Annotated in this window: 14 protein-coding genes; 4 read left to right on the top strand and 10 right to left on the bottom strand. The window is 46.6% G+C overall.

What is annotated here, in order from left to right:
* The first annotated feature begins 55 nt into the window (after positions 1-55).
* Positions 56-571, top strand: a complete 516-nt coding sequence (locus M1K58_RS09195) for a DinB family protein (protein ID WP_256758485.1) — start codon at positions 56-58, stop codon at positions 569-571.
* Here M1K58_RS09195 and M1K58_RS09190 read toward each other — a convergent pair.
* The 6 genes from M1K58_RS09190 to M1K58_RS09165 all read right to left on the bottom strand — a co-directional run bounded on the left by M1K58_RS09190 (position 563) and on the right by M1K58_RS09165 (position 16,870).
* Complete coding sequence (locus M1K58_RS09190; RefSeq protein ID WP_256758484.1) at positions 563-1,243, bottom strand: hypothetical protein; 681 nt, start codon at positions 1,241-1,243, stop codon at positions 563-565. The genes M1K58_RS09195 and M1K58_RS09190 overlap by 9 nt on opposite strands.
* A gap of 172 nt (positions 1,244-1,415) precedes the next feature.
* Positions 1,416-2,072, bottom strand: a complete 657-nt coding sequence (locus M1K58_RS09185; RefSeq protein ID WP_256758483.1) for a response regulator — start codon at positions 2,070-2,072, stop codon at positions 1,416-1,418.
* Positions 2,069-7,195 (bottom strand): AAA family ATPase, encoded by a 5,127-nt coding sequence (locus M1K58_RS09180; protein ID WP_256758482.1) that lies wholly within the window; start codon positions 7,193-7,195, stop codon positions 2,069-2,071. The genes M1K58_RS09185 and M1K58_RS09180 overlap by 4 nt, the downstream gene beginning before the upstream one ends.
* A gap of 147 nt (positions 7,196-7,342) precedes the next feature.
* Entirely contained in the window at positions 7,343-12,355 is a 5,013-nt protein-coding gene (locus M1K58_RS09175; RefSeq protein ID WP_256758480.1) for an InlB B-repeat-containing protein, read from the bottom strand.
* Between the two features lie 240 nt (positions 12,356-12,595).
* Complete coding sequence (locus M1K58_RS09170; protein ID WP_256758478.1) at positions 12,596-15,592, bottom strand: S-layer homology domain-containing protein; 2,997 nt, start codon at positions 15,590-15,592, stop codon at positions 12,596-12,598.
* Between the two features lie 252 nt (positions 15,593-15,844).
* Positions 15,845-16,870, bottom strand: a complete 1,026-nt coding sequence (locus tag M1K58_RS09165; RefSeq protein ID WP_256758476.1) for a stalk domain-containing protein — start codon at positions 16,868-16,870, stop codon at positions 15,845-15,847.
* A gap of 1,281 nt (positions 16,871-18,151) precedes the next feature.
* Here M1K58_RS09165 and M1K58_RS09160 point away from each other — a divergent pair.
* Positions 18,152-20,071 (top strand): family 20 glycosylhydrolase, encoded by a 1,920-nt coding sequence (locus M1K58_RS09160; protein ID WP_256758474.1) that lies wholly within the window; start codon positions 18,152-18,154, stop codon positions 20,069-20,071.
* 399 nt (positions 20,072-20,470) lie between these two features.
* Here the strand turns inward: M1K58_RS09160 and M1K58_RS09155 are convergent, their stop codons facing one another.
* Both M1K58_RS09155 and M1K58_RS09150 read right to left on the bottom strand, forming a co-directional pair.
* Positions 20,471-20,626: a hypothetical protein gene (locus M1K58_RS09155; RefSeq protein WP_256758472.1), complete on the bottom strand. Its 156-nt coding sequence runs from the start codon at positions 20,624-20,626 to the stop codon at positions 20,471-20,473.
* 32 nt (positions 20,627-20,658) lie between these two features.
* A complete protein-coding gene (locus tag M1K58_RS09150) occupies positions 20,659-21,636 on the bottom strand; it encodes a 2-hydroxyacid dehydrogenase (protein ID WP_256758470.1) in 978 nt (325 codons plus the stop codon).
* Between the two features lie 169 nt (positions 21,637-21,805).
* On the opposite strand from M1K58_RS09150, the gene M1K58_RS09145 reads away from it, so the two are divergent.
* A complete protein-coding gene (locus M1K58_RS09145; RefSeq protein ID WP_256758735.1) occupies positions 21,806-22,120 on the top strand; it encodes a winged helix-turn-helix transcriptional regulator in 315 nt (104 codons plus the stop codon).
* 18 nt (positions 22,121-22,138) lie between these two features.
* A complete protein-coding gene (locus M1K58_RS09140; RefSeq protein ID WP_256758469.1) occupies positions 22,139-23,056 on the top strand; it encodes a DsbA family oxidoreductase in 918 nt (305 codons plus the stop codon).
* 119 nt (positions 23,057-23,175) lie between these two features.
* Here M1K58_RS09140 and M1K58_RS09135 read toward each other — a convergent pair whose 3' ends face one another.
* Both M1K58_RS09135 and M1K58_RS09130 read right to left on the bottom strand, forming a co-directional pair.
* Positions 23,176-23,850 carry a methionine ABC transporter permease gene (locus M1K58_RS09135; protein ID WP_372339138.1) on the bottom strand — a complete coding sequence of 225 codons (675 nt, stop codon included), beginning with the start codon at positions 23,848-23,850 and terminating at the stop codon, positions 23,176-23,178.
* On the bottom strand, positions 23,840-24,868 hold the full coding sequence (locus M1K58_RS09130) for a methionine ABC transporter ATP-binding protein (protein WP_256758468.1): 1,029 nt from the start codon (positions 24,866-24,868) through the stop codon (positions 23,840-23,842). Before M1K58_RS09130 ends, M1K58_RS09135 begins: the two co-directional genes overlap by 11 nt.
* Between the last annotated feature and the right edge of the window lie 94 nt (positions 24,869-24,962).

Here is a 24,962-nt window from a genome sequence, read left to right as displayed (position 1 = left end):
ATTTCTCATAGTATGATACTGTAAAAGAGTGATGATTAACAAAGGAGGGCTTTCGATGATAGCAAGACCTGAATCCCACGAGTATATTCCATTGATTGAAAAATATTTGAGCTTGGTTCCAGAAGGGAACTTGGTCGAGATTATGATGCAGCAGCATGATGACACGTTGGCTGTTCTGAAGAGTTTGTCAGAGGAACAGGCCTCCTACCGATATGCCGAAGGAAAATGGAGCATCAAGCAAGTTGTTGGACATATTGCGGATGTCGAACGGCTCTGGAATTACCGGATACTACGGATCGCACGCGGCGACTCCCAAGTCCTATCCGGATATAACCGGGACGTCTTCACCGACAACTCACCCTTCGAACTCCTCCCTGCTTCGTATGTGATTGCGGATTACTCTGCCGTCCGGAAATCTACGATCACACTCGTCGACAGCCTAACGGAGGATGCCCTTCTTCGTCAAGGTGAATTCAATGAATATCCCCTCAGCGCTCGCGCAGCCGCGTTCTTCATCGCTGGTCACGAAACACACCATATGCAAATGATCCGAACGAAATATTTAGGATAATTGACTCGGATCATTTGCTCCAATCATTATTCCAGTATCCTCAGGGTCCTTCAGAATAATATCCGAAATGGCCCAGTAATCGTTCGATTCCCGTTTTATCTTGTTCACCGTAATAGAGGCATGCCCTGTTCCAATCGTTTCAGTCATTACCACAAGCGGATAATCAAATGAGATTAGAACTTGATCTGGCGTTATTTTCTTGGTATTGAACTGCTCGACGTTACCCATGCGCGGGCTAGAACCACCGGTTACCCAAAAATTTCCTTCGAATTCCTGTTTAGTGCTTTCACGGAGATCTGGCGATAAGACTGCGTACTGCATCGCACCACTTCTTCTTTGCACTCCCTTAATCCATGTTTGAATGGCTTCTTCAGGCGATCCAGACCTTAGTGCATTTTCCAAGCTATTTACTTGCATGGATAGAGTAGAGGATTCCGGCATAGTCACATAGATACTATTATCCTTATAGCTCACTTTTCCACGGAGCTGTTCCACTATGGATCTCAAGGATACCATCGTTGTTCCCTTATCCACATTCAACTTGAAGGTACTACTAGAAAATTCTACATGATTAATAAAAATTCGGGTTGCAGGAGCAGTGGCGATAACCGATCCCGATAAAAACATAAACGCCGCACATGCAGTAATCATAACCTTCCTGTTCAATTTCATAGACGGTTCTCCTTTCTATCCGCTGTAAAGTATTGGAATGCGTATATCATTTAGACTTTTCTGGTAAGTTAAAAGTTCATTCCGTCCTGTAAACACAAAGAAAGCACACCCCGCCGATACGTTTGGCGATGCTGTGCTTCTACTATAATGGAGCTATGAGTAATCAATGATATTAAAGCAAGGTCTGTAGACGGATCATCGCCTGCGCACGATCGACGACTTCGAGCTTACTGTAAAGAGTACTGATATAGTTACGTGCTGTACCCTCAGCAACATTCAGAGACTCCGCAATCTCGCGGTTGTTCAACCCTCTGATAATGAGCTTGGCCAGCTCCTCTTCTCTTTCTGTCAGCTTGATCCCATCGAGGCTTGATTTTTTATGCCCATGATCATGAACCCCAGCGATCTGGTTCATTCTCACTGCCAGCTTGGCCGCGACGGCAGCCGGAAGAACGAACTGACCGACAGCCGTATCGCGGATCGAGGCGATCATTTTGTCCCCGTCCATGTCTTTCAGCATGTAGCCGTTGGCTCCGTTAGCCATCGCTTCGACGATGTAATCCGTATCGATAAAGGTCGTTAGAATCAAGACGAGCGTGTCAGGACAGCTCGACTTGATCCGTTTAAGCGCGGCAATGCCGTCCATTACCGGCATCTGTATATCTAGCAATGCTAGAGTCGGCTGAAGCTCCTCTGTTAAGATGCAAGCTTCCTCGCCGTTCTTGGCCAATCCGACGACCTCCATGTCGTCTTCCAAATCCAGTATCGTCCGAAGTCCTTCCCGCGTTAGCATCTGATCGTCGGCAATGACAAGCTTGATTTTCTTCATTTCATATCCCCAATCTTCCGTGATGGATAGGGTAAATCGATCTTTAATAAGCAACCTTGATCTTGCCGGGAGTCGATCGCGAGTGTTCCGCCCAATTGCTCCACACGATCATTCATCGCTCTCAAGCCAAAGCCCATCTTGATCATTTCTGAACCCTTCCCGAAATCCTCAAGCCTGAAACACACATTCGAATCGACGCTATGCAGGCTGAATCGGAATTCCGCGCTTCCACCATGCCTAATCCCATTCGTCAAGCCTTCCTGCAACGCATGATAGATCGTCTTCTTGTGAGTTGTCGGCAGTTCGATTAGCTCCTCCAGCTCCGATGAGATGACCACTCCCGTATTACGCTCAGTATCTCTCATTAATTGATTCAGCATCGTAGCAAGATCGGAGTACCTGTCTTCCTTCAACATATGAACGGAGCCCCGGATCTCGTTCAAGCCATGGCGGACGAGATCTTGCGCTTCCTTTAACCGTTGCGTGGCTTCCCCGGCATCCTTACTCATCAGTCGTTTGCCCGCTTCAATCTGGATAACCGTCGAGGTAAGCGTATGTCCGACGATATCGTGAATTTCCTGAGCAATACGGTTTCGTTCCTCATAGACGGACACTTCGGCCAGCGCAGCGGATGTCTCAAGCATCGAGCGCTCCAGGCTGCGCGTCCGCTCCTCCACCTGGTCTTCCAAGCTATTCTTCAGCTCTTGAATGCCCGTGAACAGCTTGGCATTCGCGATAGAGATGGCGGATTGCGCTGCGAGCAGCTTCAAGACGTCCAGCCGTTCCGAAGTGAATAGGTTAGGCGATAGCTTATTCTCTAAGTAGAGCACACAAATCAACTTATTCTGATGCATGATCGGTAGGCAAAGGATGGATTTCACCCCATTGTTCCTCACGTACGGATTACGGGTAAACATCCCTTCTTTGGCTGCATCGTGCAGAACGACTTCCTCTCTCGTTCTGATTGAGTATCCAACAATGGCTGCGGGCATTAGGTCAAACTCTTCAATCGGGATGGACTCGATCGGAATGGACCCGATATTAAGCTCTTCTGCCGTCCCGAACACTTCGACCGTCCATCCTCCATCCTGCTCGAATAAGAGCGCTCCGAAATCCGCCCCGGCATTCTGAAGCATCGTACGCATCATCGTGTCCAGCAAATTACCCATTTCCATTTCGCCGGACAATACTTGCGCGGATTGAGCCACGGACAAATAATCAATGCGTTCTATCCCCGACTCCCGCTTGATGTTCAGAAGATGGCCGTATTGTTGCTCCATATCGGCCGCTTTCACGGTTGCCCCCCATTGAAGATATGATTCATACGCTTCCGTTAAATAAATTTTCGCCAAATGCAGTTTACCTTGACGAAGTCCATATTTACCACAGCATTCCGCAGCTATGGCTACACTATGGATTTGGCCGTAGGTTCTAGCCCACTCAATCGATTCAGCGTATAATTGTTCGGCTTGTCGGCTTTTCCCCTTCAGCCGGGCCATTTCGGCTTTGATTAGCAAATAATTATGCCAATAGCTTTCAGGACAACGCTTAGCAAACACGTGTAATCTCTTCAGACGTTCGCGCATGCCAGACCAGCATGCCCGTTGTTCCTTCGTAGGAAGCTCCTCGAATAGCTGTGCCCAGACAAGCGCCTCGTATGTGAATTGATGAGTATTGACAATGTCGGGTGGGCGCGATGCGAGTATCGCTGCTGACTTCTTCAACCACTCGTTCGCCTCTTGATAACGGCCAAAGATATAATCCGGAATATAGTGATACCCACAGACCAGTTCCTCGATCAATTGGGGGTTATCGCCATGAACCGATTCGCTATAGCCGGGCTTGCCTACTTCATCGACCGGGTATGGATCTCCGGTTGCACGAAATCCCGTAAGTCGCTCAAACGTTGCAACCAGAATAGTCGCCTGCTTCCATAGAAGCTCGTTGTTATGGCGGCGAAACGCTCCGGAAGACGCAAGCATCCGATCATAAACTTCCCTAATCGGATACCCGAACTGAAACATCAACCCGCAACTGATCAACACGCTCTGATTCCCTTGCCACAGATCTCCCGACTCCAGCCCGACTTTGCCGGCATGTTCGCTGAACGTATCAAGTAGCTCCGGCTTATATTTGCGCCAGCTGTCGTGACAAAGAGAGAACGCGGTAAGCGTCTTAACGTGCAAAATCGGGTACGGCCTGGATAATTCATAAGCCAGCATGCCCCATTTGAATGCTTCTTCAAGGCGATGGAAGGAAAAGCATTGGTACATGGCATATCCGACAAAACCAATCGATGCCTCGGGCGACATCCCTTCATCCAACGTCATCTCGACCATCATGAATGTCGCCGCTAGCCACCCCTTCTTATCCATGAAGAACAATGCATTGCTCGTGTGAACTAAAGTTGATATCGTAATCTTGCTAACTTCGTTGGTCATGGGGGGCAAGCAGGTAATCGATTCGATCGTATGCTTGCGAAGCTTGCGGTTCAACCGAAGCCCTTGGCGCAGCAGTTGAATCGACTGGCGATGGAGCCTGATATTAAACAAAGCCAACGTTTGAAGTCCCAAGGAGATGACCTCCGCGTAATTGTCCTTGCTGGATTCCAATCGAATCATGATGTTGTAGACAAGCGCTTTGTCCATATTGGAGGTCGCTTTCGTCAGCAGCAACTGGAACATCTCGTTCGCCCCGTCGAAATTTGAGCATAGAAATTCGAGTTCCGCCCGCTCCCGAAAAACGCGAAAAGCGAGCGTGTAGTTTTTATCCCAATCGACATCCACCAGCAGTTCCATGGCGTGACGCATGTATACCAGAGCGGTCTCGTATGCGGTAGATTGCTTGGCTTTCAATCCCGCTTGCAAATTTAAGTCAGCCAATTCCAGCTTTTGTTCCGGACGCTCAAAATGATTCAATGCCCGGTTCAGATGGTTGACGACTTCAAACTCGTTGACGTCTCCAAGCATTCTCATACGCTGCGCCAGCGACATCCCTATTCGCAGATGCAGGTCGGAGCGATCGTAATCATCGAGCAACGCGTAAGCTGCTTGCTGAATCCGATCGTGCTGAAACTTGTACTGCTTGTCTACCTCACTGAATACTTGCAGGTATCCTTCGCGTACGACATAATCCAAAATGCCCGATAATTCGTCAGCGGAGTATTCAACAAAAGGGAGCAGGCTCTCTAATGCAAATGGGCTTCCTAAAAATGCGGCTCGACTCAGCACACGTGCGGTGGAAGAAGGCAGATGCTTAAGCTTTACCGATATGTAAGCAGCGGTATTATCAGCAACGTTAGTCTCGGATATGTGCAATAAGCTCCATAGCCATCGTCCGCTATATTCATCGAATTTTATCAATTTTGCCTCGAACAAATCTTGAAGGATTTGCTTGAGAAACAGAGGATTTCCATCCGTTTTCTGTAGCAGAACTGAGACCAGATCATCGGTATCCACTTCGATATCGCGCATGGTATCGCTCAGCATATGCTTCAGATCCGCGGATAGGAGCGGGTTCAGATGAATGCGGCTCATCGTCGCGCCTCGCTTCGCCAATCGAGTCTCCATGTGACTTAGTGTATGTGGCACCCTAAATTCCTCTTCCCGATAAGCCGCAACGACAAGAAGATGTTTCGTCTCCCAATCTTCCAACAAATGAGCCAAGTATTGAAGCGAGGCTTCGTCCGCCCATTGAAGATCGTCAAGAAACAGGACAAGTGGTCTATCCCGGAACGCGAACAGCTGGAAAAACCGATTCAGAATGAGATGGAAGCGACGTTGAGCCTCAAGCGGTGGTAACGGCTGTATAAACGGCTGTGGTCCGATCAACAATTCCAGCTTAGGAACCCGTTCGACCAGGATTTGCGCATAGCCTTCTAAAGCGTCCAGAATACGTAGCTTCCATACTTCGATCTGTAACGTGCTCTCCGTCAATAGTTGACCAACCAATTCACCGATCGCCTGAATCCATACGTCGTAAGGGGGGGGAGCACGATGAGGATCGAATTTCCCCTTGGCAAACAACCCTTCCTTAGGCACCGCTTTGCGAAGGGTTTCCATGACGAAGAAGGTTTTTCCGATTCCCCCTCCTCCGCTTACCTCGACCAACTCTACCGTTTCTTCTGCCGCGCGTTTCAGCGCATTGAGAAGGCACGCTTGCTCGGAGCTTCGACCGTAGATCCACGACGGAATGGTCAGTTGATTCGGAATGTCCCGCTCGGCCAGTGGGAACGATTCTACCCTCCCCGTTCTCTCCAGCATGGCCAGACAGGTGTCCAGGTCCGACTTGAGCCCGTAGGCGCTCTCATATCTAGTATTGGGGCTCTTCTCCATACATTTGCCGATAATGTCGGATACTGTCCTAGGAATAGAGGCATGCTTATTGTGAAGCGGTTGAGGTACAATCGCAAGATGATGGTAGACGATGTTCATCACGTCTTTTATCTCGAACGGCAAGCTGCCGGACAACCATTCATATAAGGTGACGCCTAGCGAATAGAAATCCGAACGATAGTCCGGCGTCCCCCCGGTTCTGCCTGTCTGCTCGGGCGAGATATAGGGCAGAACGAAGTCCGGACGGTCCGTTAACGAAGAAAGTGGACTCTTATCTGAGCCATCCGAGCATAACCGAATATCGACGAATTTAGCTTCGCAGGTTTCTGGATTGACTAGAATATGACTAGGTGTAATTTCATGGAGCGTAACCTTCTCACGGTGAATCTGCATCAGACTATCAGCAACGGCTATTGCAACGCGAAGAAGATCGGATAACCCCGCATCGTCTCCACGCAAACGTATGATTTGATCGAGTGTGTTCCCCCCGATATCTTGAAGAAGCAAGACCGGACGATCTGATTCGGTCTCCAAGCTATACGCTTCCAGCGCTCCCTTGCCGTCCAGCTTACGAAGCATATCGTACTGATGATGAAAGGCCGAAACCTGTTTCTCGTCCGGATACCCATCACGCGTCGTCATGGCAATGACACTCAGCCGATCCTCGTAACGTTGCAACCGATATAAGCTGATATCCCTTTGGCTTCCGAGCATCTCTATCGTTCGATAACCCTGCAATTCAAACATCATGTCAAACTCCCTGGCTGCATCGATTGTCGGATCTCTCATGATCAAGTCCCTTCCGCCTATTATATCATCGGTTCTAGTAAATTTGATCTACTTGGCAAGAAGAGATTATCCCTCAGGTTATCGTTATAACACCCTTGGAATAACCTCTTCTATTCGCTTCTATTTACTCCTATTAACGCCTATTACTTACTTACTCGCTTGCTCTAGCATCTTCAGAAGCACAGTTACAGCCTCTGCTCTTGTTGTTGTGGCATTCGGATCGAATTTGTTGCCGCCTTTGCCTGATACGAGTTCAAGCTTCTTCAAAGCGCCTACTGCGCCTTTCGCCCATGCTGGAATGTCCTTGTCATCGGCGAAGCCTGTTGCAGTATTCGCTTCAGGGGTCAGCTTGAGTGCATTCGCGATAATTGCCGCCATCTCTGCGCGTGTCAATTGATCGTTCGGACGGAATGTTCCGTCCGAGAAGCCCTTGATGATGTTAGCTTGTACCGCTTGCGCGATTGCTTTCTGTGCCCAAGCTCCGATCTTCGCATTGTCTGCGAAGCTTAACTCCGCACCGCTACCCGCTGGCTTCAACGCGTTCATCAGCATCACTGCGAATTCAGCGCGTGTTACAGTCGCGTTCGGCTTGAACGTGCCGTCGGTGTAGCCTTTTACTATACCTTGCTGAACAGCTTGCTTAATGTTTGCTGCCGCCCAGTGGCTGGCGATGTCGTTGAAGCTCACTTCCGTTGCACCTTCTGTTGTACCTTCAGTTACCTTTTCCGTTACAAGCTCTCCTGTGGCTTTGTCAACAGCAAGAACCGCATACTTCGTAAAATGATCCACATCTACACTAATCAGATTTCCGTTTATTTTGCCACCTGTAACTTTTACCCATGATTTCTTAACTTCATCATAATAGAAGATCGCAACCGTTTGATTACTATTCAGTTTGGTCTGATCAAATTTGAGCGTCAGAGTAACTGGATTCTTAAAGTTGTCCGAGAAATTTTTAAGCAATTCGAATACTGGGCTGGCAATGATTTCACCCTGTTCAGCAAGATTCGCTGTATTCAGAACCTGCTCTACCGTCAGCTTCAGTTCTTGAACCGTTGCTCCCGCTGGAATAGAAACACTGATCTCGTCTCCCAGCTTGGTCCCGCCTGCGCTACCCGAAGGAAGAGTGAGCTTACCGTCCGTCGTCGATGTTGGTGCTCCACCACCGCCGCCTCCAACAGACGGAGGAGTTACCGGAGCGATTGGTGTCACTGCGTTAGAAACATCCGAAGCTGCACTATTGCCAGCAACGTTGATCGCTTCTACTGTGAATGTATAAGCCGTTCCATTCGTTAACCCCGTTACTGTAATCGGACTTGATGCACCTATGGCTACGATATTGCCTGGAGTAGAAGTCACTTTATACCCCATTATCAGGCTTCCCCCGTTATCGCCCGGAGCCGTGAACTGGATCGTTGCTTGACCATTTCCTACCGTCGCAACTACATCCGTTGGTGCCCCTGGTACGGTTTTTGGCGCAGCGCTCACTTCATTCGAATCGATGCCTTCACCACTTTCATTCATCGCCTTCACGACAAAGTAGTATGTCGTTCCGTTCACTAGTCCTGTCGCTTGATAACTATAGACAGAATTCCCAACCGATATCGCCGATTGTGGGTCATACGCACCCGATGTCAAGCTCATAAATACTTGATAACCCGTAGTATGCGGAACGCTTGCCCATTGAATGGTCACTGTTGCATTACCCGGAACGACTGATTGAACAACCGGAGCGCCAGGAATCAGCACTACCCATTTCGCGAACAAGATCGTGTCCTTAGTTATTGGCGTAGTATCAATGTCATACCGTGTATCCCAAGTCGTTTCTAAGTACCATCCTGCAAAGCTGTAACCGTCTTTCGTCATCACCACTGCTGCAGCTAGCTCGTTGTCCATTACGATCTGATCAGCAACTACGTTACCACCACCGCTTTCGAAGCTAACCGTATGAAGCTTTACAAATTGTGCCGTTGCGTTAATATCATCTGTTACATTCGTATCCGTTCGAGTTGCACTTGTCACTCCATCTGACCACGTCTTGAAGGCATAACCTTCATCCGGCACAGCTGTGACCGGTGTCCCGTCCGCACCATAGTCTATATTGTTCTGCATCAACTTTCCGGTAACCGTACCGTTCAATCCTGATGCATAGCTCAGCGTATATTGGTTAATATTCCACTTCGCATGTAATACCGTATCCGTGACGATCGGCATAGTTGCTAAGTTAAATGGCGTATTAAAACTACTGTCTGTGTACCATCCCGCAAAGCCATAGCCCTCTTTCGTTATCGTCGGTGCAGTTGCGAATTTATTGTTAGCGACGCTCTGAGCCGCTACCGGAGTGCCTCCGTAAACAATAAACGATACAGAGTACAGCTTGGCAAATTGTGCAGTTACACTAATATCTCCAGCTACATTATTGTCCTGTCGAGCTGCGCTTGTCTTTCCATCAGACCACTTCTCGAACTCGTAACCTGTATTCGGAACCGCCGTTACTTGGTTACCATTCTTGTTATACTCCACGGTTTGCACCGCGGTTCCGGTAAGCGTTCCATTGTCACCAGCAGTATAGTTCAGCGTGTACTCGTTAGCCTTCCATCCGGCATACAAGGTCGTGATCTTAGTAATCGGCGTCGTAGAAACAAACTTATGTTCCAGCTCTATATCCGTATACCATTCTACGAAGCCATGTCCCGGTTTGGTTGGAGGTGTTGGCAATTCAACAGTGTTTTGATCGACTACGTCCAGACTCTCAACCGGGGTGCCCCCGTTACTCACAAAGCTTACTTTGTGTTTAAGAAGATCGAAGTTTGCCGTCACGTTCAGATTCGCAGTCACGTTCAGATCCGTACGAGATTTCTCTGTCTTGTTATCGCTCCACTTAACGAACACGTAACCCTGATCCGGCTCGGCCGTAACCACCGGGCCGCTCGCGCCATGATTCACGTTACGCGTAACGAATGGCGCATCGTTCACCTTACCATTTGGTCCCGCCGTGTAGGTTAACGTATAGGATTTAATCTTCCACTTCGCATACAAAGTGAGATCCCGTAAAACTTGATTATACGCAAGGTCGAATGGGATTTGCATGGCGCTGTCAGAGTACCAGCCAACGAGATCGTAACCTTCTCTAGTCGTACCCGGATCCGTAACCTTGCCGTTGTTTCTAACTAACTGAGGCGGAACTGCAGTGCCCCCATTGACAGCAAATGTCACGTTGTACGCCTTTACAAAACTTGCGCCTGCGGAGATATTCTTTGATACGTTCTTGTCTGTGCGTATTGCGTCTGTATTACCATCGGACCAACTATGGAATACATAGCCCGAATTCGGTACCGCTGTGACAGTAGTCCCATTACTACCGTAAGGCAAATTAAGCTGAGTCAGGTTCCCCGTAATCGTTCCATTTTCACCCGCCGAATAATTCAGCCAGTATAGGTTAATCTCCCACTTAGCGTATACCGTCGTATCTTTTACGATCGGCACGGACGGCAAATGAATTGTAGTCATTAAATAGCTATCTGCGAACCAGCCTTTGAACGCATGGCCCTCTCTTGTTGGCGTCGGATTGGAAGCATAACCGTTTACCCCAACATCTTCAACCGGTATTTCAACGCCTCCGTTAACGATATAGGTGACCTTATACTTGAGTTCTTTGAATTGGGCAGTAATATTGAGATTGCCCGTTACGTTGCTGTCGGTACGAGTCGCGGTCGTCTTCCCGTCGGACCACTTCTCGAAAACATACCCCGTATTCGCTTTTGCTGTTACCGCAGTCCCGCTTCCTCCATGAGTAATCACTTGGGAGAGATTGCCCGTGATCGTTCCGCCCTCCCCCGCGACGTAATTCAGCGCATACCCGTTGAGCTTCCATTTGGCATACAACGTCAAAGCACTCTCTGGCGCGGGTAGTTGGGCTCCTGCCATGTAGGTTGTTCCGTTACCATCCGCCTGGGTACTCCAACTTTCGAAAGTAGCATTCGTTTTTACGAGACTTCCTTTATCCGATGCCGTTACCACCGTACCGTGATTATAAATTTTAGACTCCGGTGCACTTCCCCCAGTGCTGCCGTTTCCGTTATACAGGACTTTAAAACCCTTTTGAACAACCTTGACTTCTTTATTCGAAGTAATGACATAAAGCTCTCCGTTTCTTCCAAATTCAAGTCCTTTAGGCGTGTTCAATTGAGCGTCAATCGCTGGACCGTCATTACCAGCTGTTCCAGCCGTTCCGGTTCCCGCGAATCTGCTAATCTGTCCGCTTGTGTTTACCTTAAAGATCATGTGATACGCCGAATCGGTAATATAGAGGTTTCCAGCATTGTCTACCGCAACGCCCGCTGGGCTTTTTAAAGCAACAGCAGTCGCCTGCGAGCCTTCTCCGGAAAATAGACTATCACCTTCCGAGCCACTTATCCCCGCAACTATAGAAAGAGTGTCCGTTGAAGGATCATATTTTCTAACCGTACGATCCCCAGAATCCGCAATGTACAGTTCTTTGTTGGGACCCATTGTTATTGCTTTCGGTTGATTCAGACCTCTCGTATACGTGACATGCGCCTCGACGGGCCAGCCATTGGTAGGACCGTAGTTGAGATTCAATGATTGAACGCACTTGGAACTTCCCGTGAAGTATAAAATATCATCTCCAGCCGCATTTACACCAATCGCTAAATCGATGGGAGACTGTATTTTTACCGAAGAACCAGCCAGGCACGAATTCGATACGGAATTCTGATAAACTCCTGCAATCGTCTCGATCGTATCATTAGCACCATTAAAAGTGAGCTTAAGAATACGATGACCATAGGTATCCGCAATATATAAATCACCGAGCTTATCAATCGCTAATCCATTGGGGGCACCTATATCGGCATCTTTTGCCAGTGCGCCGTTCGTGGTACTGCCTCCAGCTTTACCTGCGATGTGTATGACATTCCCTGTAGCCGTGTTAAACTTCTGAATTGTAGCACCTGATATAAAATAAATGTTATTTTGGCTGTCAAGCACAAAGCCATATATGCTACTCCCGTGAGAATACACGTCAAAGAGGTTATCACCCCCGCTCCCCCCTGCCGCATAACTCTTCGAGGGAACCCACACATTTATCAGCAATAAGATTGCAAGGAATAAAGCTATTGATTTTTTGAAACTTCTCATTCTATTACCTCCATTAATATTGTTCATATCCATTTCTCCTCAGTTGATCAATCTTTGAATGACTTCTCTATTCATTCATATGGATATAACTCTAATGGAAATTTCCATTGTCGAATAGTGACTGGTGTCATCGATTTGTCATATGACAAATTGTATTTTAATGGTATAAAATGCAGAGGAAGAGGTTATTCCTACGGTGACTGTTACGGCACCATTGGAATAACCTCTTCTATTAATTGCTTATTTCTTACTCGCTTGCTCTAGCATTTTCAGAAGCACAGTTACAGCCTCTGCTCTTGTTGTTGTCGCTTTAGGATCGAACTTGTTGCCGCCTTTGCCTGATACGAGTTCAAGCTTCTTCAATGCGCTTACTGCGCCTTTCGCCCATGTTGGGATGCTGCTGTCATCGGCGAATCCAGTAGTAGCATTCGCTTCAGCAGTCAGCTTGAGCGCGTTGGCGATAATCGATGCCATCTCGGCGCGTGTCAATTGTTCGTTCGGACGGAACGTGCCGTCCGAGAAGCCCTTGATGATGTTAGCTTGTACCGCTTGCGCGATCGCTTTCTGCGCCCAGCTTCCAATCTTCGCATTATCTGAGAAGCTTAATTCCGCACCGTTACCTGATGGCTTCAGCGCGTTCATCAGCATTACTGCGAATTCAGCGCGTGTTACAGTCGCGTTCGGCTTGAACGTGCCGTCTGTGTAGCCTTTCACGATGCCGCTGTATACGGCTTGCTTGATACTTACTTCTGCCCAGTGACCCTTGATGTCACTGAATTTAACTTCCGTTGTCGTATCTTTCGGTTGTTCCGTCGATTGCTCCGTTATAGGCAAGCCTGTTTTCTCATCTACAACGAGTGCTGCAAACTTCGTGAAGTGATTAACGTCTGCACTGATGCGATTTTTGCTGATCTTGCCACCTTCGACTTTTACCCAAACCTTCTTCACTTCATCGTAGTAGAAGATCGCTACCGTCTGGCCGCTCTTCAATTTCGATGGGTCGAATGATAATGTAATTGTGACCGGTTTATCGAAGTTTTCCGTGAAATTCTTCAGAATTTCGAAGACTGAGCTCGCTAGAATCTCTTTATTGCTAAGTAAACCTTGTGTGCTCAACATTTTCTCGATTGTAAGCTCCAGTTGCTTCTTGGAAGCATTAGCCGGAATGATTAACTCGATTTCATTATCCAGGCTGACTTCTCCTGCTTTACCTACTGGAAGAGTGAGCTTCCCATTCTTCGATGTCACCGTGCTCGGGCCGCCACCACCGCCTCCGCTTGGAGGAGTAGCTGCCGCAGCACGAGTTACAGTTACCGTGTAGGTGGTGCCCGTATCGTCCAGGGACAAGACGACGATTTCGATTTTATTCATACCCACGTTAAGTGGAATTGCGCTGCTCATTACTCCACTTGCCAAGTTGATCGGACCAAACACAAGTGAATTTCCGCTATTGTACACGTTCGCGGTTACGCTACGATAAACCGCCTCGTTCACCGTAGCTGTCACGGCGGTGCTAGACACAGAGTAAGGCACCCTTGCCGTATACGAATAAACGCTTCCGCTTACAGATTCATTTAATGCGACTCCGCTCAGGCTCAACGAACTCAAGCTCGCTGTAGAGCGTAATGTAGTAAAAGAAACATCTTGTCCGTAAGTAATTCTGCCTTCGCTAATCGCATACGCACGAACATGATAGGTCGAATTGGATTGAAGTCCAGCGAGATCAACCGTAAAGACGCCTGTTCCGCCTGTGGCGGCTGCGACTTTATTATCGCTATAAGTCGGATTGGCATTTAAGGAATATACAATTCCCCGCTCTGCAACCGGTGCAATGCCAGTAGCGGAAACATTTCCTCCGACTGTCGCCGTCATGGAAGTTATCAAACTTGCGTTGTCAGTCTCAACGGTTATCGACGGATTCGATTCTATCGTCACAAATTGATTCGTGTTGGAAAACGTATAATTGCCAGTTGCATTGTAAGCAACGACTTTCCAATAATACTTCGTGCCTTCCTCCAATCCGCTTAGGTCGACGGAAGTGCTCGTAATTCCTACTTCATCTTTAACAACGTTCATAAACTCAGCATTCGTGGATACTAATAATCTATATTTGGTTGCATCGCTCTCATTAGCCCAATTGAAGTTAAGTGCCGGGGATACACTAGTTACATATGAACCATCCGCTGGACTCCCCAATAACGAGGTGTCAGGGAATGTATCAGGGATCAACAATATAGATTCGTAATCGGCATCACCTGACATCATATAACTGCCTTCATCCGTAGATGGTGTAAACCTAATCGCTTGCTTCTCCCTTAAGCTCTTCTGTCCATCGGAAAATTTAACAGCGTCCGTGTCGCTAAAAATCCCTATCCGGGCATTGGCGCCAAATGCGTCATAACCATGAGTAAGTCCTACAAGATAAGGATATTGAAATTGAATATTATTCGTCGACTCATATAGTATAATTTGGAAGGTCCCAAAGGGGGTAGTACTGTTCCTTTTATTGTAGGTCAGCATATTCGTATATTGCATCACGAATTTCCGATTCGGAGCGTCTCCGATAGTCGTATATACGACTTTGCTCTTTGTAGTCACATATAGATCATAATGAAATGGAGCGATTTTTGAGACCGATATGTCCGGATCGAACAAGAGATAGCCATTGGAAGTAGCATAGATATCCTCATAGGTCTCCCCATAGAAAGTAAACGGAAATGGAAGCTCGATGACATCGTAAGTAGTATCATCAGTGTATTCAAGCTTGTCCCCATCGAGAGTCACTTCTGTACCCGAATACAGTGTCTCCACCGGCTGATTCATAGGCTTTGCCTCACTATCGGTAAACACCTTGAAACGAGAGACATCAGATACCGATAAGAAATTATCATCAGCATCATACACTTCGACTTGCCAATAATATTCTATTCCTCTCACCAACCCTGTAACATCAAAGGAATTTTGCTGAAGTCCACGGTCAAACACCAAGTCATCGAAGTCGGCATCAGTGGCAACCATCAAGTAATAATACTCAGCTCCGTTCGTTGCGCTCCATTGAAGGGTAAATGCTGAAGAATTAATGAAAGAACCATCTACCGGGCTTTCCAACAACGGAGACGCTAAGGAAGGGTCTGCTGCATGGGATGAGGCAGGCTTAAGCGTTACACCCCAGCTTACGATTAGAGCCAAACATAAAAACAGAACTAAACTCTTTCTTATAGACATACTTGTTGGCATTGTGTAATCTCCTTCTCGACCATATCAATTAGACCTATTGACCTATCATCCATAGGCATATCAACAAATATATACAAATCACCCCAAATCGCCTAGTGACAGCTGTCATCACTTTGTCATATGACAAATTTACATTTTTTATAAAAAAATAAGGTATTCCCACAACCGCTAATTTAGCAGTCTTCGGAATACCCCTAGGTTGCGCCATACAAGCGCCCCTTCTTTATAACCATTTATCCCTTGTCACTCTTCTTACCTTTTAGCTGGGCTTGCAACATCTATTAGATTAGAATCTTTGACGTCTATCGTTGTTTGAAAGGTTTCCATTACTTTATGAGCAATACGCTCCAGCTCGGCATAGTAATTCTCTACCATCCCATTGTTCTCTTGATAGAACTTAATATAGTAATAGTGTCCGTCCTTCTCTAATCTCCATGTCTGTTCATTTACAATCTTGGAGCCCGCCCAAGGGTCGGCAATTTGGTACTTTGTTGATGTGACGATGAAGTCGCCGGCTGGATGCTTGAAGATTTGCTCACCAATCAGAGTAATTCCTTGCTGCCTCAAGCCTTCGAGCGTCAGATCCTCGTTCTTCTCCGTAACCTTCACGAAGACACTGAAACCATCTATATTACCTTTATTGTATTTCCCTTTAATAACCTGCCACTCATCGGGTTCAGTCTGAGGTACTACCTCCATTTGATTCAAGGCACTCATGGACCAAGAATAGCGACTGTCACCTGTCCGCTTCTCAGCATCAAGAATAGGATTCTCGTAGGCTAGAATACGGACTTCCTTCGTTGAAGCTTTATAGGTTACCGTTCCTCCAAGAAGCTCTACCATGTTTCGCAGTGGGACCATAATGGAGCCCATCTTCTCTACTGGAGCGGCAGAAAGCTTAACTCCCTTGCTATTATCCGAACCATTTACTTTTCCAATTTGCGCAGTGATATGGTGATAGGAGTACATGCGAGTATCAAATCTAAGGGTCTTATCCGACCGATCATAGCTGTAATTGAGATGAAATGCCCTAATTAGTAGACTTACAGGCACCATCATCACACCTTTATTATCGTAGATCGGCTGAATGGTCATTTTCTTGCCATTAACGACAGCCGTCGTACTTCCTACCTTGATTACAGCATCCACCAATACTGGCTTTGTGGAGACGCTATCTTTTTCAGCGGCAAATGTATTTACAGCAGGAATAACGAGAAACAAGCTACAAGCTAAAACAAACATTCTGAATAGCACAGACTTGGAACGAATAATTGACATAAAAATTACACCTAGCCTCTCGTTGAAGAACGATTAGACACAATCCATTGCTGAAGTTATCATTAAATTCCTCTAAGAAGTTATCACTGTGTCATTAATCATTAAACGATAAATAGAGAATAAAGTTGCACATATGTAAAAATTTTCAACATCAAAGCCCCATCCATGGATGTCCATGAACGGGGCTAATAGTTCGATACGCTATTCATTTGTTAAAAAGAAACCTCCGGTATATGCTTCTCACGCACATCGTTTCAGATTTTTCACTTCATTAATATAACATCAATTACTTTACCTTACTTAAACTCAATTACTTAACTTCATATATAACTACTTACCTTAATCTATCATATTACTTCGTTCGTATTAAGTCGTTCTTATCACTTAACTTCTTACGTAAATTCGCTTACATCGGATACCCACATGCTGGGAGGTTATCTAGCATGCTTCGCCTCACGCTACGTCATCGGATGATTCTCCCTTCTGTGTCAAATGTGTATTATGCAGTCCAGGCGATGATTTATTGGGTGTGAGCCGGGCCGATTCGTCTTTCTTGAATCGCCGTTTGGTCACGATTAGTTCGCCTGAAGCTGGATAATCGAGCTGTAAGAGAGATAAGATGGTGTTCGTTTGATGTCCCTATCATAACTCTACTCAATGAATAGATCAAATATTCAGACTATTCAAATAATAAAATAGGGGTAGTATTTACTCTAGGATTCTCTCGATCTCTCTGTTATTAATAGATTTTCGTTTATTCTCTTAAGAGACTTATCTTTTTTCGAGCGATTATCTGAGAATAGACCTGGGATTTCATCGCGTAGACCACTGCTAACTGGTCATCGATTTCATTGTAGGTATCCGTATCCAGAACCATACGAATTTGCCCTTTGGGGTTTACCAGACGTTCAAGAAGCCGATCGGGTTGCAACTTCGGAAATGAGATCATATCGTATTGCTCCAATTTACTTAAATTATGATTTACGCTTCATGCTTACTTCTCTTATTTTTTTCAGGATCACTATCATATTCTAGTTAATATCGTTGCAAATTGATTTCTTGATTCGGTTGAGATTTATCTTCTTTTGGTGATTTCACAAGGAAGATGACCTTTCCCACCTATCAGGTCAGCCTTATCGCAGGGATCTCGATCTTCATACTGAATTATCAAATTATGATCCATTAAAATAACATAGAAACAATAACAACATAACGTTATAATGTTTTTAGTATCGAAATAAGTCTTACCTACACCCAATGAGGTTCAGGAGGAATTTACAAATGAATTTGCGCTTCGATGGCGACTTATCCGCTGTACAGTCTGGTATTGAGATGCTATTGCCAGAGCTTGGAATCGAGTTGAGTGAAGATGGATTACTTGTTCGGGTAGAACCGTCAGAAGGCGATCTTGAAGTCGGCCGAGAACAAGGCGAAGCCTATATTCGTTACGGAAAGAAGCATCAATTTTTCCGAGCGCTTGGCTTGCTTGTGCAACATAGTCGCAAGGGTGAATCCTTCCATATTCGGGAGAAGCAGCAGTTCGATGAGGTCGGACCGATGTTCGATCTGTCTCGCAACGCGATACTCACGCTGGACAGCTTCAAAGTCATGTTGAACAAGTTGGCCCTGATGGGGATGAACACCGTCATGTTATATATGGAGGATACCTATGAAGTCGATGATGAGCCGTACTTCGGGTACATGCGCGGTCGTTATTCGCAAGCAGAGCTGAAGGAAATCGACGATTACGCCGACCAATTCGGTATTGAGGCTTTTCCGAGCATACAGACGCTGGCGCACTTAGAGGAGTTCCTGAAATGGGAGCCCGTGCGACACTATCGCGATACGAAAGGTGCTTTGTTAGTCGGGGATGAACGCTCGGATGCACTAGTTGAGAAAATGATTTTGGCAGCTAGCTCGCCGTTCCGCAGCCGTAAAATTCATGTCGGCATGGACGAAGCGGAAGAGCTAGGCCGCGGCAAATATTTGGACCGTAACGGCTACGAGAGCCGCTTCGACATCATGACCGCGCATCTGGAGAAGGTGCTCGTCGTTACGCGTCGCCTCGGCTTGAAGCCGATGATGTGGAGCGATATGTTCTTAAAGCTAGCTGTTGGGAATGCCGGAACAGAAAGCAACTATTACGATAAAAACACTACAATTCCCGAGGAGATGGCTCGTCGCATCCCTAAAGACATCGATATGGTGTATTGGGATTACGTCCATATGGAGCCAGAGGATTACGAGAGGGTCATTGCTAATCACAGGCCGATCGGCTGCAATCTGGTCTTCGCAGGTGCGGTATGGATTTTCAACACATTTGGCGTAAATTACGGTATGTCGCTGAACGCTTCGGACGTAGCGCTGCAAGTGTGTAAAAAGGAAGGCATCCGCGAGGTATACGCGACGATGTGGGGCGATGACGGTAACGAGGGCAATCCATTCGCAGCGTTACTCGGTTTGCAACTTTATGCGGAACATGCGTATTCAGAGGATAAGCCAAGCTGGGAGCAGCTTGCAGAACGGGTAAAATTCTGTACGGGCATTGAAGCAGACACTTTCATGCTGATGAAGGATCTGGACGAGACACCAGGCTCCGAGCCGAATAACCGCAAGCAAAGCAATCCTTCCAAGTTCCTGCTCTATCAAGATGTGTTGCTCGGACAGTTCGATAAGCAAATTGAAGGCTTGGACATTGCTGCCCACTATGCCGCATTGGAACAACGAATTCACGATAAACGTGACGCTGATGCCGAGCTAGATTATTTGTTCGAGGTACCTGAGAAGCTTTCTGCTGTGCTTAAACGCAAAAGCGAGATCGGTATCGTGCTGAAGCAGGCTTATGATGCTAAGGATATGGATACTTTGAGACGCGTGGCGACGGACGAACTGCCAGCGATCGCGGAAGCTGTTCGCGAGCTTCGCTTGGCACACCGCACCCAATGGCTGCGTATGTTCAAGTCATTCGGCTGGGAAGTCATCGACATCCGTTACGGCGGAGTCATCAGTCGACTGGATACTGCTTCGTTCAGGCTTCTCGACTACGTTGATGGTCGGATCAATCGAATCGAAGAGCTCGAGCAAGAGCGCTTAATCTTCAGTTCCTCTAACCGATTTAATAACAAAGGAATTGGCTGGTGCAGCTATTATTACCGCATGGCTTCACCGAATGTGTTCTTCCATGTTCTAAATCCTTTCTGATCTAAATAACTAAAAATGGGGCAATCACAGAAGGTCTATAAAGACTCTCTGTGATTGCCCCATTTGTATGAATAGGTCGCATCCTTCAAACTCACCTCTTCAACTTGCGCTGTCGAATCCGGGGCCAATAGCGTTACAGCGTAACGTTATTGGGATGCTTAAGCCGTCTATTCCGACAATAGAGTGATGCCGTAACGCTATTCTTCCAAATCTACCTCCAAAACGCGGATCCGAAGCCAATAGCGTTATGGCGCAACGTTATTGGGATGCTTAAGCCGTCTATTCCGACAATAGAGTGATGCCGTAACGCTATTCTTCCAAATCTACCTCCAAAACGCGGATCCGAAGCCAATAGCGTTATGGCGCAACGTTATTAGGGTGTTTAAGTCCACTCTTCGGTCAATAGAGTGATGCCGTAACGCTATTCTTCCACAGCAAAGCCAAACCCAAACCAGACCAAACCAACACAGACCAAACCAAACCCACCCAAGCCAAGCCAAGCCAAGCCAAGCCAAGCCAAGCCAAGCCAAGCCAAGCCAAGCCAAGCCAAGCCAAGCCAAGCTCAAGTTTGATCTCTCTCCCAATTCCTACAATAACCCTTTTAACTCAGTCACCACATTCGGAGGCTCCTGACCCTTCAATGCGGCAACCATGTTGCGAGCTGCCAGCATCGCCATCGCATCCCTCGTCTGTTTAGTAGCCGAGCCGATGTGCGGAAGCATAACTACATTGTTCATGGATAGCAGTGGATTAGCCGCGTCAATGGGTTCAAGCTCGAACACATCCAGACCTGCCCCACTGATCCAGCCCGCTTGCAATGCCTCAATCATTGCTGGTTCATCGACAGTGGCTCCACGTGAAGCATTAATGAAGAAAGCCGTCGGTTTCATGAGACGGAATTGCTCCCGTCCCATCAAATGATGAGTAGCTGCAGTCAGTGGTGTCATTAGAACGACGAAGTCAGAGGTTCTAAGAAGCTCGTCCATCATCGTATAACGAAGCTCGTATCCGACCTTGCTATAATCCCTCTCCTTGCGATTATAATATTGCACCTTCATCCCAAATCCCAATGCAGCTCTTCGCGCGACCGCTTCACCGATATTGCCCATTCCAATGATACCAAGCGTCGCACCATGCACATCCGTTCCGAACAACGTCTCTTCGTCGCCCTTCACCCAACGTCCTTGCCTGATATATTGATCTAGCTCCGGAATTCTTCTGGCCACACTAAGCATCAAGCCGAATATCGTATCCGCTACCGTCTCCGTCAACACACCCGGTGTATTTGTTCCGATGATTCGGCGCTCCTGCATTGCAGCAAGATCGAAATTGTTGTAGCCCACCGAAACATTACTAACAGCCTTCAAGCGATTTGCCGTCTCCAGCAGTTCGCGGTCAATGGCCATGAAGCTTGTGATCAAGCCATCGGCCTCTTTCACCTCATGAAGCACCTGCTCCCGCGTAACTCCTATACGGTGATCTAGTATTTTATAGTCCACATGCTCTTGAAGATACTTCTCAACCTCTTCACACACATGCTTCGTAATGAGCACAAATGGCTTCATCCTACATCCTCCTCATCTAAGTCGTATTTACCTTATTTCGAGTTCTTGTTACATTCCCCTGCAAAAGACGAAAAAAGTCACTCGAAAGAGTTATTTTTAATTAATTACTTTTATATAGTTGATATAAATTATATTAGTGGTATACTTTTTATATCAGGTGGTGATTACGATTAACATTTGCCCGTATTTACAATTTTCATTCGAAATATTAGGGAAAAAGTGGAACGGATTAATTCTGCATTACCTTTCCCTTTGTCCGAGCGGCTCCGCCCATTTTTCAGAAATCAAACGAGATCTTACAGACATTACTCCAAGGGCACTCTCCATCAAATTAACCGAGCTCGCCCAGTATGGATTAATCGAAAAGAAAGTAACAGTCGAGCCTCAAGTGACCACTTCGTATCTTTTAACGGAAAAGGGTCGATCGTTGACTGTAGCCTTAGAACCGATCCAGAAATGGGCCCAAATCCATAAAGATGCTTAAAGAAAAGAGGGAATAAGGATGAGTAACAATCCAATGGCTTGCGATATTACAACAGGGGTTTGCGGTGATGCTGGAGATGACGTAATGGAAATTATCGATCTGAACCTACCTCAGAAAAAAGTTAACCTGTATTATGTCACCGATCCAATCTGCTCCCACTGCTGGGCGCTTGAACCGGTTATCAGGAGATTCGAGGTGCAATATGGACAATACTTCAAGTTCCATACTGTGGTCGGGGGATTGCTGAAGGGTTGGGATGGATTTGCTGATGTCAAAAATGGGATCGGTAAGCCCTCAGATGTAGCGGGACACTGGAGAGAAGTTGGGGAGCACTCCCGTATGCCGATCGACGGTTCATTATGGCTTGATAATCACATCCAATCGTCTTACCCACCCTCCCGAGTGTTAAAGATCGTTCAGCAGAAGGATGAGCAGCTAGGAAGGACTTTTTTGCGTCGTGCAAGAGAAGCGGTATTTGCCTTTAATCGGAACATCGGGGATGAGTCGGTATTAGTTGATATCGTTAATCAGATGGGTCTCGATGGAGAAGCCATTGTGCGAGAAGCAGAATCTGCAACAGGCCAGCAGCTGATGGAGCAAGACTTTGCGCTTGCTGGATCACTTGGTGTTCGAGGATTCCCAACGATCATAATCGTTAATGAAGACAATAAAGGTGTAAAAATCGTCGGCGCACGTCCGCTGGATAACTACGTTCAGGCGTTGGAGCAAGCCTTGGGAACACAGCCTCTTCAAGCTAAAACAATCCCAACATTAACAAAACTCCTTGGAGAAGAAATTCTGTTGTTCTCGAAAGAAATTGAAATCATGTATGATCTTCAACCTCATGAGGTTCAAGCCTTTGTTCATAAGGAGCTTTCGCCTGATGCATATTCGTTCAAAGAAATTCTAGGTGAACCGTATATCGAGTTAGTGTAAAGATAGTTTCTAGTTAGGTGACGTTACAGCGGCGTCACCTAGTGCTATATAACCTAAAGCAACAATAAATCCACCCAAGTTGCAGGGTGGATTTCTCCATTCAACTAACCTATTGCCAACTACCGCTTACGCAATCGTTTCGCGATAACCGTGCCTAAAGACTGCACCACCTGCACAGCAACGACGAGGAGAATAACGCAGGTGATCATCACTTCAGGCTGCCAGCGCTGGTAGCCGTATCGAATAGCGACGTCTCCCAAGCCTCCCGCTCCAATAACTCCAGCCATCGCCGATGCACCGATTAAGCCGATTGTCCCTATCGTCAACCCTAGAATCAACGCCGGTCGCGCTTCCTTCAGCAATACCCGTACGATTATCTGATTCCGCGTGGCTCCCATCGCTTGGAACGCTTCAATGACACCTTTGTCTACTTCCAAGAGAGCTGATTCCATTAGACGCGCAAGATATGGAGCCGTATACACAACAAGCGGCACAATCGCACCTTTTACCCCAATACTAGTTCCTACTATAAACTTCGTAAACGGAATAATGGCGACCATTAATATAATAAAAGGTAAAGAACGTAAAATATTAATGGCGATATTCAGCACCTGGTAGATGACTTTGTTCTCGTAGATGTGATTTGCCCGAGTGACAACGAGAACAATGCCTAGAAACAGACCAATAATTGTGGAAATAACTAGCCCATAGCCAACCATGATTCCCGTCTCTTTAATGGAGGTCCAATACAAATCGCTGTATTCCGTTAAGCTATCGATATAATCAGCCAGCATGTTCAATCACCTCGATCTGCAGCTGTTGTGTCATTAAATCTTGAATACCCGCATCGATAGACGACACTTCACCGGATACACGAATAATAAGGCAGCCAAACGTTGTATCCTTCACTTGCGTAATATTCCCGTACAAAATATTCGGGCGCAAATTGTATTTGGTCGCCAAATCAGCCAGAATCGGTTCGCCCGCATGATCTCCAACAAATGAGATACGTAGAATTTTCCCCGGATAATCCTCATCCTGTATTTTATTCCACAAATGCTCGGGAAGATTGACGTCAAAGATGCTCTTAATAAAGTTTTTGGTAATGGGCATCTGCGGGTTGGAGAAAATGTCCAGCACCTTGCCCTGCTCAACCACTTCGCCTTGTTCCATCACAGCTACCCGATCGCATATTTTCTTAATGACATGCATCTCATGAGTAATTAAGGCTATCGTAATCTTATATTTGCGATTGATTTCAAGCAGCAAATCCAGAATCGAATCCGTCGTTTGCGGATCCAATGCCGAGGTCGCCTCATCACATAGCAAGATTTCCGGATCACTTGCCAAAGCGCGCGCAATAGCCACTCGCTGCTTCTGCCCACCAGATAGCTGGGAAGGATAGAAAGTTTCCTTGTCCTGTAGACCTACCAGCTCCAGTAGCTCGCGCACCTTCTTGGCGATTTCTTTTTTCGGCGCATTCACTAGGTACAACGGGGTTGCCACATTATCAAAAACCGTATTAGACGATAACAGGTTAAAGCTTTGAAAAATCATCCCGATACGTCTGCGAGTCGCCCGTAGCTCTGCTTCCTTCAAGCTTGCTAAATCTACGCCATTAATTCGAACAACGCCATGGGTAGGCTTCTCCAGAAAATTAATGCAGCGAATCAATGTGCTTTTACCCGCTCCGCTGTATCCAATAATTCCGAAAATCTCACCCTTTTTCACCTGTAACGTGGCGTTCTTGACGGCTTCGATCTTCCGTTTATCTTGATAGAAAACCTTAGATATATGGTCTAATTGAATCAAAAATATCTACCTTCCCTCATCATTGCAATTAGCATTTAAATAGAACGACAGGCCTCCCCTTTAATCAGAGAGACCTGCGTCCGTGAATTGCGCT

This window comes from Cohnella sp. WQ 127256 (genome assembly GCF_024519285.1).
Lineage (GTDB): Bacteria > Bacillota > Bacilli > Paenibacillales > Paenibacillaceae > Cohnella.
Note: the sequence above shows the minus strand (reverse complement) of the source record. Positions and strands in the feature narration are given on the sequence as shown.